12 protein-coding genes are annotated in these 14763 nt (G+C 68.5%); 9 read left to right on the top strand and 3 right to left on the bottom strand.

Annotation, left to right across the window (positions count from 1 at the left end; all coding sequences use genetic code 11):
• Positions 1 to 36: 36 nt before the first annotated feature.
• Entirely contained in the window at positions 37 to 678 is a 642-nt protein-coding gene (locus D7T59_RS19660; RefSeq protein WP_180852747.1) for a hypothetical protein, read from the top strand.
• A 263-nt stretch (positions 679 to 941) separates the two neighbouring features.
• Here the strand turns inward: D7T59_RS19660 and D7T59_RS19655 are convergent, their stop codons facing one another.
• Positions 942 to 2438, bottom strand: a complete 1497-nt coding sequence (locus D7T59_RS19655; RefSeq protein WP_180852746.1) for an aldehyde dehydrogenase — start codon at positions 2436 to 2438, stop codon at positions 942 to 944.
• 103 nt (positions 2439 to 2541) lie between these two features.
• Here D7T59_RS19655 and aptA point away from each other — a divergent pair, with 103 nt between their 5' ends.
• The 7 genes from aptA (at position 2542) to D7T59_RS19620 (ending at position 11083) form a co-directional block, all read left to right on the top strand.
• Positions 2542 to 3894 (top strand): omega-aminotransferase AptA, encoded by a 1353-nt coding sequence (aptA, locus tag D7T59_RS19650; RefSeq protein WP_180852745.1) that lies wholly within the window; start codon positions 2542 to 2544, stop codon positions 3892 to 3894.
• Positions 3895 to 3957: 63 nt separating this feature from the next.
• Positions 3958 to 4836: a plasmid replication/partition related protein gene (locus D7T59_RS19645; protein ID WP_180852744.1), complete on the top strand. Its 879-nt coding sequence runs from the start codon at positions 3958 to 3960 to the stop codon at positions 4834 to 4836.
• A gap of 118 nt (positions 4837 to 4954) precedes the next feature.
• On the top strand, positions 4955 to 6241 hold the full coding sequence (locus D7T59_RS19640) for a DUF445 domain-containing protein (RefSeq protein WP_164136430.1): 1287 nt from the start codon (positions 4955 to 4957) through the stop codon (positions 6239 to 6241).
• 271 nt (positions 6242 to 6512) lie between these two features.
• Entirely contained in the window at positions 6513 to 8711 is a 2199-nt protein-coding gene (locus tag D7T59_RS19635) for a TonB-dependent siderophore receptor (protein ID WP_180852743.1), read from the top strand.
• 106 nt (positions 8712 to 8817) lie between these two features.
• Positions 8818 to 9132, top strand: a complete 315-nt coding sequence (locus tag D7T59_RS19630) for a DUF3649 domain-containing protein (protein ID WP_049431256.1) — start codon at positions 8818 to 8820, stop codon at positions 9130 to 9132.
• Positions 9129 to 10757 (top strand): PepSY-associated TM helix domain-containing protein, encoded by a 1629-nt coding sequence (locus D7T59_RS19625; RefSeq protein ID WP_180852742.1) that lies wholly within the window; start codon positions 9129 to 9131, stop codon positions 10755 to 10757. Before D7T59_RS19630 ends, D7T59_RS19625 begins: the two co-directional genes overlap by 4 nt.
• A complete protein-coding gene (locus D7T59_RS19620) occupies positions 10754 to 11083 on the top strand; it encodes a DUF3325 domain-containing protein (protein WP_180852741.1) in 330 nt (109 codons plus the stop codon). The genes D7T59_RS19625 and D7T59_RS19620 overlap by 4 nt, the downstream gene beginning before the upstream one ends.
• A gap of 61 nt (positions 11084 to 11144) precedes the next feature.
• Here D7T59_RS19620 and rlmKL read toward each other — a convergent pair whose 3' ends face one another.
• Positions 11145 to 13283, bottom strand: coding sequence for a bifunctional 23S rRNA (guanine(2069)-N(7))-methyltransferase RlmK/23S rRNA (guanine(2445)-N(2))-methyltransferase RlmL (rlmKL, locus tag D7T59_RS19615; RefSeq protein WP_180852740.1), 2139 nt, complete (start codon positions 13281 to 13283; stop codon positions 11145 to 11147).
• A 145-nt stretch (positions 13284 to 13428) separates the two neighbouring features.
• Positions 13429 to 13956 carry an alpha/beta hydrolase gene (locus D7T59_RS19610; protein ID WP_180852739.1) on the bottom strand — a complete coding sequence of 176 codons (528 nt, stop codon included), beginning with the start codon at positions 13954 to 13956 and terminating at the stop codon, positions 13429 to 13431.
• A gap of 72 nt (positions 13957 to 14028) precedes the next feature.
• Here D7T59_RS19610 and D7T59_RS19605 point away from each other — a divergent pair, with 72 nt between their 5' ends.
• Positions 14029 to 14595: an N-acetylmuramoyl-L-alanine amidase gene (locus D7T59_RS19605; protein WP_180852738.1), complete on the top strand. Its 567-nt coding sequence runs from the start codon at positions 14029 to 14031 to the stop codon at positions 14593 to 14595.
• The last annotated feature ends 168 nt before the right edge of the window (positions 14596 to 14763 follow it).

Genomic DNA, 14763 nt, shown 5'->3' with positions numbered 1-14763 from the left:
GGCTGCGCCACCGGTCCCTGCATGGATGCCTTGCCGATGGCTGCAGTTGTGTTGACGTGGTCCGATTCGCCGAAACTGCCGCGCATGGCGGCGTGGCTGGTGGTGCTGCTGGTGCACGGTGGGCTTGCACTGTGGCTGCTGGACAGCGGCCGGATCGAACTGCGTCGCGGCGAGGACGCACGGATCTCGCTGCGCTGGCTGCCACCGGAAGTGCGGACGGCGGTGCCTCAACAGCCCGCCTTGCCCTCCACACAGATGACGCGTCCGGCCGCATCGGTGATGCCCCGCCCTGCTCCGGTCGCGCAGGCAGATAACGCCCTGCCTGCCGCGGAGGACGCGGCTGCGGTGGCGCCACTGATCCTGAGTCTGCCTGCGGGCAGCATCGACGGCGGTGATGGCATCAGCGCCGCAGGTATCGCTCCCCGCCTGATCGGTCGCCGCGAGGTACACCCCGCGTTCGCACCACGCCGCAACTATTTCCGCATCCGCCGGCAGATGACCCCGGAGCAGATCGTGCATGGCGTGGCGCAGCTGCTGGGGCTGTGGCCGCCGGGATACATCGTCGACCCGTGCGAACTGGGTAGACAGGACATGGACTACTTCCAGAATGCCGTCGATGAAGCCGACCGGGATCTGCTGCGTGCGGCGGTACTGCAGGTAAGCGCACGCTGCAGGTAGCTGGCACGCCTTTGTGGAGCCGAGCCCATGCTCGGCTGCGTTTCGCGGGAAGCAGCCGGGCATGGCTGGGCTCTACAGAAGAGCGGGAAGCAGCCGAGCATGGGCTCGGCTCTACAGAAGAGCGAGAAGCAGCCGGGCATGGGCTCGGCTCTACAGAAGAGCGAGAAGCAGCCGAGCATCGGCTCAGCTCTACAGAAGAGCGGGAAGCAGCCGGGCATGGCTCGGCTCTACAGAAGGCGAAGGGCCATCCAGCAAGCGCGTCGTCACAACTGGATCCAGGTCGCCTTGATCTCGCTGTACTTGTCGAACGCATGCAGCGATTTGTCGCGGCCATTGCCGGACTGCTTGTAGCCACCGAACGGGGCGGTCATGTCACCACCGTCCCAGCCGTTCACCCAGACGCTGCCGGCGCGCAGCTGGCGTGCGACACGATGGGCGCGGCCCAGGTCACGCGTCCACAGGCCCGCCGCCAATCCATAGCGGCTGTCATTGGCCACGCGCACCGCTTCGGCCTCGTCGTCGAAGCCAAGCACGGCCAGCACCGGCCCGAACACCTCCTCGCGTGCCAACGCGTGCTCCGGACGCACCTGGTCGAACACCGTGGGCTGCACATAACAGCCGCCGGCCTCCACCTCGGCCCGATGGCCGCCCAGCAGCAGCCGGCCGCCCTCGCCTTCGGCCCGTGCGATATCGGCCAGCACCTTGTCCACGTGCGCGGCGTCGACCAGCGCGCCCATCGGTGCATCGGCCTCCAGTGGATGGCGGGGCTGCATGTGCTGGCCATAGGCAATCACCTGGTGCACGAAGTCCTCGCGGATCGAGCGCTGCACCAGCAGCCGCGAACCGGCGGTGCAGACTTCGCCCTGGTTGAAGAAGATGCCCTGCGCCACGGCCTTGGCCGCTGCGTCCAGGTCCGGGGCGTCGGCGAACACCAGGTGCGGGCTTTTGCCACCGCATTCCAGCCAGACCCGCTTGAGGTTGGACCGTCCCGCATGCTCGAGCAGCTTTGCGCCGGTGGCGGTGGAACCGGTGAAGGCCAGTACGTCCACGTCCATGTGCAGCGCCAAGGGCTCGCCCACGCGCGCGCCATGCCCGGGCAGCACGTTCAGCACCCCGTCCGGCAGGCCCGCCTCGGCCGCCAGCGCCGCCAGCCGCAGTGCGGTCAGGGGTGAGCGCTCGGACGGCTTGAGCACCACCGAATTGCCCATCGCCAGGGCCGGCGCGATCTTCCAGCTGGCCATCAGCAATGGGAAATTCCACGGCACGATCGCCGCCACCACGCCGGCAGGCTCGCGCGTGACCAGGCCCAGCTCGCGGGGGCCGGTCGGCGCGATTTCCCCGTACAGCTTGTCCACCGCTTCAGCGGTCCAGGCCAGGCAGCGCACCACGCCGGGCAGGTCGATACGGCGTGCGTCGCGCACCGGCTTGCCCATGTCCAGGGTTTCCAGCAGGGCAAGCTCGTCGGCGTGTTTTTCCACCAGCCCCGCCAAGGCCAACAGCACGCGCTTGCGATGGGCCGGGCTGGCCTGCGACCAGTGGCCCGCATCGAAGGCACGCCGCGCCGTCCGCACCGCGCGCTCCACGTCCTGTGCGTCGCAGTCGGCGACCGCCGCCAGCGCACGTCCATCAATCGGGCTGACGCAGTCGAAGCGGGCGCCGCTGGCAGCGTCGGTGTAGCGGCCATCGATGAATGCCTGGGTCGGCATCGAAAGCTGCAAGGCCAGTGCCTGCCAGTGGCTGCGGTCGGGGAAGTCGGCCATGTCGGGCTCCTCGGAACAGTTTCCCCGGTTATACCGGCGTGGCCGCGACTCCGCCGTGACGTGGCTGCGCTACATTCTCCCCATCGGACCCGATGGAGCTGGCATGAAGCGTTCCGCGAGCGACCTGCACGATCTGGCTACCCGACGCCCGGAGTCATTGGAGGCGTACTGGATGCCGTTCACCGCCAACCGCCAGTACAAGGCAGCGCCGCGCGTGCTGGTGCGTGCCGAGGGCATGCACTACGAGGATGTCGATGGCCGCCAGATCCTCGATGGCACGGCCGGCCTCTGGTGCTGCAACGCGGGTCATGCACGGCCGCGCATCGTCGAGGCCATCGTCGAGCAGGCGCGCACGCTCGACTACTCGCCAGCCTTCCAGATGGGCTCGCCGCCGGCATTCGCGCTGGCGCAGCGGCTGGCCGCATTGGCACCAACGCCACTGAACCATGTGTTCTTCACCAGCTCCGGCTCGGAGGCGGTGGATACCGCGATGAAGATCGTGCTGGCCTACCACCGCCAGCGCGGCGAGGGCCAGCGCACGCGCTTCATCAGCCGCGAGAAGGCCTACCACGGCGTTGGCTTCGGCGGCATGGCGCTGGGCGGCCTGCCCAACAACCGCAGGGCGTTCGGCCCGCAGCTGGGCGGCGTGGACTACCTGCGCCACACCCTGGACCTGCAGCGCAATGCGTTCAGCAGGGGCCTGCCGCGCCAGGGCGCTGAACTGGCCGACGACCTGGAGCGGCTGATCGCGCTGCACGACGCTTCGACCATCGCGGCGGTTTTCGTCGAGCCCATCGCCGGGTCCGCCGGGGTGATCCTGCCGGCGCCGGGCTACCTGCAGCGCCTGCGCGAGCTGTGCGATCACCACGGCATCCTGCTGGTGTTCGATGAGGTCATCACCGGTTTCGGCCGGGTCGGCATGCCATTCGCCGCACAGCGCTTCGGGGTCACCCCCGACCTGCTGACCTTCGCCAAGGCGGTCAGCAACGGCGCGGTGCCGCTGGGCGGCGTGCTGGCCAGCGATGCGGTGCACGCTACGCTGATGCAGGCGCCGCCGCAGGCCATCGAGCTGTTCCACGGCTATACCTACTCTGGTCACCCGCTGGCCTGTGCGGCCGCGCTGGCCACGCTGGAGGTCTACGCCGAGGAGCGCCTGTATGAGCGTGCCATCGAACTGGGCGAATACTGGCAGGAACGCCTGCATGCGCTGCAGGGCCTGCCCAACGTGATCGACATCCGCAACTTCGGGCTGGTCGGCGCCGTTGAACTGGCCCCCCGCCGCGACACCCCGGGCAGCCGGGGCTACGAGGTGTTCCGGCGCTGCTTCCACGACGGCGGGCTGCTGGTGCGCTGTACCGGCGACATCATCGCGCTGTCACCGCCGCTGATCGTGGACAAGGCGCAGATCGACCAGATCACCGGCACGCTGGGCGAGATGATCCGGGCCACCGCCTGAGCCCGGGCCAGCGGCGGCGAGCGGGTACAATGGGCGGTTCCGCTCCTGCTCGCTGCCGTGCCCATGGATATCGTCGTCAAAGAAGAACTCAAGGCCTATATCGACCCGCTGACCGCGGACGAACATGACGCGCTGGAGCGCAGCATCCTGGCCGAAGGCTGCCGCGATGCACTGGTGCTGTGGGGCGATGTGCTGGTCGATGGCCATAACCGCTTCGGCATCTGCCAGAAGCACGGCCTGCCCTTCAACACCGTGCAGAACACCCGCTTCCAGAGCATGGAAGACGTGCACCTGTGGATGATCGAGCAGCACCTGGGGCGCCGTAGCGTGTCCGACTTCCAGCGCGGCGTGCTGGCGCTGCGCAAGCGCGACATCCTGGCCGCCCGCAAGCAGGTCGAGCAGGCCCAGCTGCAGCGCGAGAGCGATGGCACCGCAGGGATGGCCGATGAAGCCGGTGAAGACAGCCCGCCGTGGGAGCCGGCACCGAAGGTCAGCCGCGCCGAGCTGGCCCGCGAAGCCAAGCTGAGCACCAGCCAGGTCGGCATGATCGAACGCATCCACGCCCAGGCCGCGGCCGAGGTGGTGGAGGCGGTGAAGGCCGGCGTGATCTCGATCAGCGCCGCCGCGGCCGTGGCCGACCTGCCGGAAGACGAGCAGCGCGCTGCCGCGGCCGGTGGCAAGGACGAGCTGAAGCAGGCCGCCAAGCGCGTGCGCGAGTCCAAGCGCAAGCCGCGCGCGCCGAAGCCCGAACCGGCCGAGATGGATTTCGAGGAGGCGGATGAGGACGAGATCGCCAGCCGCGATGCCGAAGTGCTGTCTGCACTGGAACAGCTGGGCGAGGATGCACCGGCCCTGCGCCGTCGCGTGGTCGCCCTGACCCGCGAGAACGACACCCTGCGCGCGCAGCTGGCCGCGCTGCGCAAGCAACTCGAAGCGCTCTGAACCAGCGGGTAGTGCCGGCCGCTGGCCGGCAACCCCATGAACGTTCCGGATTCGTTGCGGATGCCGGCCAGCGGCCGGCACTACCAGATACTCATGCCATGCCGGGTAGACTTCCGGCATGACGCCTGCCATTGATCCGCGCCGCGCACAGCTGCGGCGCCTGAAAGCCCTCGCGCTGGGCCTGCTGCTGTTGATGCTGGCCGGTTTCGCGGTCAGCCACTGGCAGGGCGAGCGCGGTATCTGGGCCTGGGTTTCGGCCTTCTGCGAAGCCGCAGCCGTGGGCGCGCTGGCCGACTGGTTCGCCGTGGTCGCGCTGTTCCGGCGGCCGATGGGCCTGCCGATTCCGCACACCGCGATCATCCCGCGCAGCAAGGAACGCATCGGCGACAGCCTGGCGCTGTTCGTGCGCGACCAGTTCCTGGAGCCGGGTGTGCTGCTGGCCAAGCTGCAGGTATTCGACCCGGCCAGCCGCCTCGGCAGCTGGCTGGCCGACCCGGCACGCTCGCGCATGTTGGCCGACATGGCCCGCGGCTGGGCGCTGCAGGCGCTGGATTTCTTCGACGAAACCGCCGTGCGCCGGCAGCTGCACGGCTTCGTGGTGCAGCAGCTGCGGCAATGGAACGCCGCTGCCACCGCCGGCGAACTGCTGGCGTTGCTGACTGCCGATGGCCGCCATCAACGCGTGCTGGACGAGGGCCTGCAGCGGCTGGGCCGCTGGCTGGAACAGCCTGAGGTGAAGGAACGCGCCTCGCAGCTGATCGTGCGCTACATCCAGCGCGAATGGCCGACGCTGTCGAGCACGGTGAACTGGGTCAAACCGATCGACGAGATCGGCGACAGCCTGGCCGAACGCCTGGCCCGCGCCGTGCTGGAAGAGCTGCAGCAGGTGCTGGCCGAGCCGCAGCATCCGCTGCGCCAGGACTACGAAACCTGGTTGCAGAACTACGTGCAGCGCCTGCGCGAGGATCCGGCGCTGGCCGAGCGCATCGAGCAGCTCAAGCAGGAAATGATCGACCACCCGGCCCTGCAGGAGTACGTACAGGGGCTGTGGGCGCGCATCCACGCCAGCCTGCGCGCGGACCTGCAGCGCGAGGATTCGGCCCTGGTCGGCCACCTGCAGCGCAGCCTGGGTTCGCTCGGTGCCAGCCTGCAGGCCGACCCGGCGCTGCGCGAGGCACTGAACCAGCATCTGATGGAAGGTGCGCAGCGCCTGACCGGGCGCCTGCGCGAGGGTGTGACCACGCATATCGCGCAGACCGTGAAGGGTTGGGACGAACGGCACCTGGTCGAACAGCTGGAACTGAGCGTGGGCCGTGACCTGCAGTTCATCCGCTTCAACGGCACCCTGGTCGGCGGGCTGATCGGCCTGCTGCTGCACGCTGCGACGGTGCTTTTCCGCTTCTGAAGCCTCCCTGCACGGGAGCCGGCGCCGTCACGCTTGATTAACGAAATGCGAATGCCTATCATTTGCTAATCGGTTGTACGCTTAGCCAAGCGGGGCACGGAAGCACGCACCCACCCGCCCCTTCGCCCGTGTACATCCCCCGACTACCGGGTCGCCCGCACTGCGCGGGTGGCGCACCGTCGATGGGACTCGCTGGGCGACGTGCGCGGAGCGCACGGCTGCTGCGTCCGCGCATTCCATCGCCTGTTTCGTCCTGCATGGAATCGCACCGATGGCAATGCCGCTGAACCTCCCTCGTCCCTCTCTGCTGGCCCTGGCCGTGACCGCACTGATGATCGCCCCGCTGGCACACGCCGACGGCACCGCCGAATCTTCCGCGCGCACGCTGGACACCGTGAAGGTGACCGCCGATGGCGAGATCCCGAGCAGCTACACGGTGAAGAACGCGCGCAGCGCGACCAGGCTGGACCTGTCGCTGCGCGAGACGCCGCAGTCGGTGACGGTCATCACCCGCCAGCGCCTGGACGACATGGGCCTGTTCTCGCTGTCGGACGTGATGGGCCAGGTGACCGGCGTCAGCGTGTCGGTCACCGACAGCGAGCGCATCAACTACGTCTCGCGCGGCTACACCATCGACAATTTCCAGATCGACGGCATGCTCAACACGTTCGGTGGCTCGGTCAAGACCAACACCGACAACGTGATCTACGAGCGCATCGAGGTGATCCGTGGCGCCACCGGCCTGACCACCGGCGCCGGCGATCCGTCCGGCACCATCAGCATGATCCGCAAGCGCCCCACCGATACTTTCCAGATGGGCGCCAACCTCACCGTGGGACGCTGGGGCAACCGCCGCCTGGAAGCCGACCTCGGTGGTCCGGTGGCCTGGGACGGGCGCATCCGCGCGCGCGTGGTCGCGGCCAAGCAGCAGAGCGATTCGTTCCGTGATGTCTATTCGCTCGACAAGGATGTGTTCTACGGCATCGTGCAGGCCGACCTGAGCGACAACACGCTGTTCGAAGTGGGCTACGAGTACCAGTCGCCCCGTACCACCGGCGTTACCTGGGGCGTGGTGCCGTACTGGGGCGCCGATGGCGCGCCAGCCAACCTGCCTCGCTCGACCAACCTGTCGGCCTCGTGGAGCGCCTGGCCGATCGTGGAGAAGACCAGCTTCGCGCGGCTGGAGCAGCGGCTCGGCAACGGCTGGTCGGTGAAGGGCACTTTCAGCCACGCCGTGCGTGATACCGACGGCAGCGTCTGGTACGGCGCCGCCGGCAATCCGCGTGCCGATGGAACCGGCGTCACCGCCTACATCTCGCACTTCAACGAGCACAGCACGATGGACGTGTTCGACGTCAACGTCGGTGGCCCGTTCCAGCTGTTCGGTCGCGAGCATGAACTGGTGTTCGGCCTGGGCCAGTCGGTGCGCAAGGGCGAGTCGGAAGGCATGGACTTCGACTACGACGATGCCTATGCCGTGGTGCCGGACTGGCGTCACTGGACCGGCAATGTGCCGGTTCTGCCGGTGACCCGCCTGGGCAGGCTGTCGTCGCAGAATGAACTGCGCCAGCGCGCAGCCTACGTTGCCGCACGGCTGCGCCTGGCCGACCCGATGCTGGCGGTGGTCGGCGCGCGCTACGGCAGCTGGGAAACCCGTAGCTGGGCCTATGGCTACGATGCCAATGGCAACCGCAACCGCACCACCCGCACCGGCTACAGGCCGGACGACATGCTCACCCCGTATGCCGGCCTGGTCTACGACTTCAATTCGATCTTCAGCGGCTATGTCAGCTACACCGACATCTTCAAGCCGCAGAACTACCGCGACCGCAATGGCAACTACCTGGAGCCGGTGGTCGGCAACATGTACGAAGCAGGCGTCAAGGCCGAGTTCTTCGGCGGCCTGCTCAATGCCTCGGCTGCCGTGTTCGAGGGCAAGCAGGACAACGTCGCCGAGATCGATGATTCGGTGCCGGTGAACTCGCTGCCCGACGGCAGCCAGGCTTACCGCTCCTCCGGCAAGGGCAACAAGGTCAAGGGCTGGGAGATCGAAACCCAGGGCAGCATCGGCGAGCAGTGGAACGTCTCGGCCGGTTTCGCCCACACCGTCATCCGCAACAAGGACGGCGTACTGCAGCGGACCACCGCCCCGCAGGACACCTTCCGGCTCAACACCAGCTGGCGCCCCGGCGGTATCGACGGCCGCTTCTGGCTGGGTGGTGGCGTGACCTGGCAGAGCAGCATCTGGAACAACAGCACCAAGCCCGATCGCAGCAAGGCCAGGATCACCCAGGACGCGTTCTACCTGGTCAACCTCGCCGGCGGCTATCGCTTCAACGAGAACTTCAGTGCCCAGCTGAACATCAACAACCTGCTGGACAAGAAGTATTTCAACAACGTCGGTTTCTACAACGGCGTGTACTGGGGCGAACCACGCAATGTCACCGTGACGCTGCGCTGGAAGCTCTGACCCTGATGGATGGCACCGGTTCTGCGACCGGTGCCAGGCCAGGGATGGCCTCCTCCGGCGCACTGCGGTGCGCCGGCCTTCTTCCACTGAAACCTGCAGGAACGCCGTGGACCGCTCGCCCGCAACCGCCAGCCCCCGCACCTTCTTCTCCAACCCGCGCTGGGGCGTGCTGTCACGTTCGTTGGCCGCGATCTTCGGCGGCTATGCGCTGGCCTCGGTGACCAGCGTGTTCTGCGCGGTGGCGCTGCCCGGCGCGCGCGGCCAGACCGTGCTGACCGGCATGCTGCTGGCGATCCTGGTCGCCGCCTGCGCCGCGCTGTGGGCATTCGCTACCCGCAGCGCGCTGCGCGCTTGGGTCGGCATCCTCGCCCCGGCCCTGCTTATGGCAGGCATTGCGCGCCTGATGGGGGCCTGGGCATGAAGAATGGATTCCGCCAGTCGATGGCCTGGCTGCACACCTGGACCGGCCTGCTGGTCGGCTGGTTGCTGCTGCTGATCTTCATGGCTGGCACGGCCAGCTACTACCGCGAGGAAATCAGCCGCTGGATGCGTCCGGAGCTGCCGGCCAACAAGGTCAGCATCGATGTGGCCGCGCAGCGCGCGGTGGACTACCTGCAGGCCAACGCCGGCCAGGCCGAGAACTGGTTCGTCACCCTGCCGCAACCGCGCAACCCGGCCATGCAGATGTTCTGGCGGTTGCCGCCGGAGCTGGCCGACCCCAGCCGTGGCCGCCGCGGAGGTTTCGGCGATGCCACGCTGGACCCGAACACCGGCCAGGCACTGAAGGCGCGCGAGACCCGCGGCGGCGACTTCTTCTACCGCCTGCACTTCGACCTGCACTACATCCCGGTGCTGTGGGCGCGCTACCTGGTGGGCTTCTGCGCGATGTTCATGCTGGTGGCGATCATCACCGGCGTCATCACCCACAAGAAAATCTTCAAGGACTTCTTCACCTTCCGCAAGGACAAGGGCCTGCGGTCGTGGCTGGATTTCCACAACGTCAGCGCGGTAATGGCGCTGCCGTACCACGCGATGATCACCTACACCGGCATTGTGACGTTGATGATCATGTACCTGCCGTGGGGCGTGAAGGTGGCCTATCCGCAGGATGAGGACAAATTCTTCTTCGAGGCCTTCGGTGGCATGCCGGAGGTGACCGCGCCGGCCGAAGGCCGCGCCGCGCCGCTGCCGATCGCACAGCTGCTGGACAGCGCACGCGCGCATTGGCACGGCGTGGAAGTGGCCGGCTTCACCGTGTCCAATCCGGGCGCGGCCAATGCGGTGATCGACATCCGTCAGCGCGACGGCAAGCGACTGTCCACCGACACCCCGGCCGTGCGCTACAACATGATCAGCGGTGCGTTGCTGGAAGAAACACCGCCCTCCGGTGGCGCCACCGCCACCCGCGGCGTGCTGTACGGCCTGCATCTGGCACGCTTTGCCGACTGGGGCCTGCGCGCGTTGTTCTTCCTGTCCGGCCTGGTCGGCTGCCTGATGGTGGCCAGCGGTGTGGTGCTGTGGGCGGTGAAGGAACGGCCGAAACATGCCAAGAGTGGACGCACCGGCTTCGGCCTGCGCCTGGTCGATGCGCTGAACATCGGCACCGTGGCCGGCCTGCCGATTGCCTTCGCGGCCTACTTCTGGGGCAACCGCCTGCTGCCGCTGGACATCGCCGAGCGCTCCAGCGCCGAGGCCAACGTGTTCTTCTACGCCTGGGGCGCGGCACTGCTGGCCGCTTTCATCTGGCCCAAGCGGCTGATGTGGGCGTGGCAGCTGTACCTCGGTGCGGCCGCGTTCGCGCTGGTGCCGGTGGTCAATGCCCTGACCACGCATGCGCACCTGGGCATCACCCTGCGCAACGGCGACTGGGTGCTGGCCGGCTTCGACCTGTCGATGATTGCCTTCGGCGCAATGCTGGCACTGTGCGGCTGGCGCATGCAGCGCTGGACGCCACCGCTGTCTGCGGCCGAGAAGAAGAAGCGCACCGCGGCGGCAGCAGCGCCGAAGGCATCCGTCGAAGCGACCGAAGCGGAGGCCAGCGCATGATGCTGCTGGCTCTGACGCTGTCGTTCTCTGCGTTCACCGCCCTGTCGCTGGCGATGGAAAAGCACCAGCACGACCTGCATGGCAAGGCCGCTGCCGCACCCGCACGGCGCATGCAGTGGCGGGTGCTCGGCTGGGCGCTGCTGACGGTGGCGTTCGCACTGTGCGTGGCCGACCACGGCTGGGCGATGGGCCCGGTGCTGTGGCTGGGTGCGATGACCGTGGGCGGCGTGGCGCTGTCGTTCGGGCTGTACCCGTACCGGCCGAAGTGGATCGCCCCACTGGCGATCGCGTTGCCGCTGCTGGGGCTGGTGGTGGCGGTGCTGTAGCAGAGCCACCGGGGTCAGAGCCCCTGCGCTTCGCGCAGGGGATCCGACCCCGGGCGGCGGCTTACCCCAACCGCTTCAGCTCCCACGCGCGGTGGATGCGCGCGTTGCGCTCGAAGTCCGGGCCGATGGTCCGCGCGGTGATCTCGCGGCACTGGGCGAATTCGGCGATGGCGTTCTCTTCCAGCTTGAAGCGGCGGAAGTTGTTGGAGAAGTACAGCACGCCGCCGGGCGCCAATCGTGCCACCGCCGCACGCAGCAGCTTCAGCTGCTCGCGCTGCACGTCGAAGTCGTCGGCACGGGCGGAGTTGGAGAAGGTCGGCGGATCGCAGAAGATCACGTCGTACTGCCCACGGTCGCCTTCCAGCCAGGCCATCGCATCGGCCTGCACCAGCAGGTGCTGGTTGCCACCCTGCCCGTTCAAGGCGAGGTTGTCGTAGCACCACTGCAGGTAGGTGGCCGACAGGTCGACGCTGGTGGTGCTGGCCGCACCGGCCACCGCCGCCTGCACGCTGGCCACGCCGGTGTAGCAGAACAGGTTGAGGAAGCGCTTGCCGCGCACCTGCTCGGCCATCATCCGGCGCAGCGGGCGATGGTCGAGGAACAGGCCGGTATCGAGGTAGTCGAACAGGTTCACCTGCAGCAGCGCGTTGTTCTCGCGCACCACGATGAACTCGTCGCGCTGCTCGAAGCGGCCGTACTTGCTGCCGCCCTTGCCACGTTCGCGCGACTTCATCGACACCTGCTCCGGCGGCACGCCGAACACTTCGCGCGCAGCCGCCAGCAGTTCATTGCGACGGCGGCGCACGTCGTTTTCCGGAATCGCAGCCGGAGCGGCGTATTCCTGCACGTGCAGGAAGGTGCGGCGCTGGCCACCGTCTTCTTCGTAGACGTCGATGGCAGCCGCGTATTCCGGCAGGTCGGCATCGTAGGCACGGAAGCAGGTGATGTCCTCGCGCGCGCGCCAGCTCTTGAACTTCTTCAGGTTCTTGCGCAGGCGGTTGGCCACCATCTGGGCGCCTTCGCTCAGCTCGCGCGGCTGCGCCGGGTCACGGCCCGGCACGGCAATCGGGTCGCAGACGATCAGGGCGCATTCCAGCGCACCGTTGAACATCTGGTACTTCTTGCCCGCGCGCAGGCCGGTGGCGAAGGCCAGTTCGTCGTTGCCGCACAGCAGGCTGGCGCGCCACTGCGGCACCGCCTTCTGCAGGGCATTGCCCAGCGCGCGGTACAGCGCCGGATCGGCGGCCAGACGCTCGTCGTACGGCGGGTTGCAGACCACCGCGCCGATCTCCTGTTCCGGCGCAGCCAGGTCGGCCACGTCGGCGCGGGTGAAGCGGATCGCGTGGGCGACGCCCGCCACTTCCGCGTTCTCGCGCGCCGCCTGGATCGCGGTCGGGTCGATGTCGCTGCCGTGGATGACCGGCTTCAGCGCGGCCAGGCCGGCGGCCTCGCGCTCGCGCGCTTCGCTCTGGATCGCCTTCCAGGCGGCCTTGTCGAAGCCCAGCCAGCGGCTCGGCGGCAGGCTGCCATGGCGCATCAGGCCGGGAGCGACGTCGGCGGCCATCAGTGCGCCTTCGATCAGCAGCGTGCCGCTGCCGCACATCGGGTCCAGCAGGCCACCACCGGCAGCGTGCAGGCGCGGCCACTGCGCACGCAGCAGCAGCGCAGCCGCCAGGTTTTCCTTCAACGGCGCCTCGTGGGCGGCGCCGCGCCAGCCACGGCGGTGCAGCGGGCCACCACCGAGGTCGATCGACAGCGAGGCACGGCCCTTGCGCAGCGACAGGTTGACGCGCACGTCGGGCAGGTCGGTGTTGACCGAGGGACGCTCCAGGCCTTCATCGCGCATGCGGTCGACGATGGCGTCCTTGATCCGCTGCGCAGCGAAGCGGGCGTGGGTGATCTTGTCGCCGGACACGTGCGCATCCACCGCCAGGGTCATCTCCGGCTTGATGTGCTCGTGCCACGGCAGCGCACGCACGCCGTCGTACAGGGCCTGTTCGTCCGGGCACTCGAATTCGTCGATCGGCCACAGCACGCGGCTGGCCAGGCGCGACCACATCACGATCCGCAGCGCCTGCTCCAGTTCGCCCTCGGCGTTGACGCCGGCAATGGTGGCAGTGGCCTTGCCAAGGCCCAGGGCCGACAGTTCATCGGCAAGCAGGTATTCCAGGCCCTTGGCGCAGGAGACGAAGAATTTCACGGGATCGGTTCGCAGGTGGTCGGGCGCGGCACAGGGGCCGGGCCGGTCGGAAAGGAGGGCCGCAAGCACGGCCAGCAGGCCCGCGCCGGGGGCGGCGGGGCTGCCATTGTAGTCAAAGCAGGCGGGCGCGCCGTGCGCCCGGGCTTCACAGTTGCCGCAGCAGGCGCTCGAAGGCCTGCGCGGAGGCCTCCACGTGGCGTTCCAGGCGGTGCCCATCGTCGACCAGCAGCAGCTGTGCGGCGCGTGCCTGCGCCCAGGCGATGACCCCGGCGGCCGGGACCACATCGTCATGCCAGGCCTGCACCACCGTGGTCGGCACCGCTGCGGCATCCAGCGCCGGCATCGGGCCCATGGTGGTCGGCGGCACCATCAGGAACAGGCCGGCCACCGGCACCTGCAGCGAGGCGATGGCGGAGATGTAGGCACCCAGGCTGGAGCCGGCCAGCACCACCGGGCCCTGCCGGGCGGCAGCGGCGGCGCGCTCGACCAGGCGGCGCAGGCGGGTCGGCACGTCGCCTACCCGGCTGACCTCGCTCATCGCGTCCAGGTCGGTGTAGTCGGGGCGCTCGTGGGTCCAGCCCAGGCGCTCGGCAACCTCGGCCAGCGCGGTGACCTTGGTCGCTTCCGGGCCGCTCTCGAAGCCGTGGGACAGGATGCAGTGGCCGCGGCTCACGCGCAGGCTCCGTGCACGCGGATCGACAGGGAAGGGGAAGGCAGGTTCATGCCGCAATGCTAGCATCGCCGGATGCCCAACCCGCTCCTGCCCGGCTTGCAGCTGCAGCCCCTGCCCTACGAAGACCGTCTGCCACTGCGCGACCCGGCCACGCTGGAGATGGTGGTGATCCACTGCACCGAGCTGCCCGATCTGGCGATGGCCCGCGAGTACGGCGAGCGCGTGCTGTACGAGAGCGGCGCCGGCAACAGCGGCCATTTCTACATCGACCGCGATGGCCGCGTGGTGCAGTACGTGGCACCGGAACGCGTGGCCCACCATGTGCGCGGCATGAACGCGCATACGCTGGGCATCGAGCTGGTCAACACCGGGCGCTACCCGCACTGGTTCGACAGCCGCCAGCAGGCGATGGACGAGGCGTACACCGAGGCGCAGCTGGTGGCGCTGGAGGCGCTGCTGCTGGCACTCGTGGCGCGCTATCCATCGCTGCGACGGATTGCCGGGCACGACCAGCTGGACCTGGAGCAGGTGCCGGCCAGTGATGATCCGGCGCTGACGGTGGCACGCAAGCGCGATCCGGGGCCGTTGTTCCCGTGGGCGCGGGTGCTGGCGAAGGTGCCGTTGCAGCCGGTTGGGTGAGGGTTTGCAGGGCTGCGCCCTGCACCCACAAAGGCAACGTCAACGTCAAGAGCTGGCATTCCGTGGGATGGCGGGGTGGGTCCGGTTGCGAGGGACGCCGTAAACCCGTCCATGGGGGCTTGGCCGCGGCATCCATGCCGCGGACACCCCCGCCACCGGACCCACCCC

The organism is Stenotrophomonas maltophilia, from assembly GCF_013464915.1.
Taxonomy (GTDB): Bacteria; Pseudomonadota; Gammaproteobacteria; order Xanthomonadales; family Xanthomonadaceae; genus Stenotrophomonas; species Stenotrophomonas maltophilia_AT.
The sequence above is the reverse complement of the archived record's forward strand: the minus strand, read 5'-3'. Positions and strand labels throughout refer to the sequence as shown.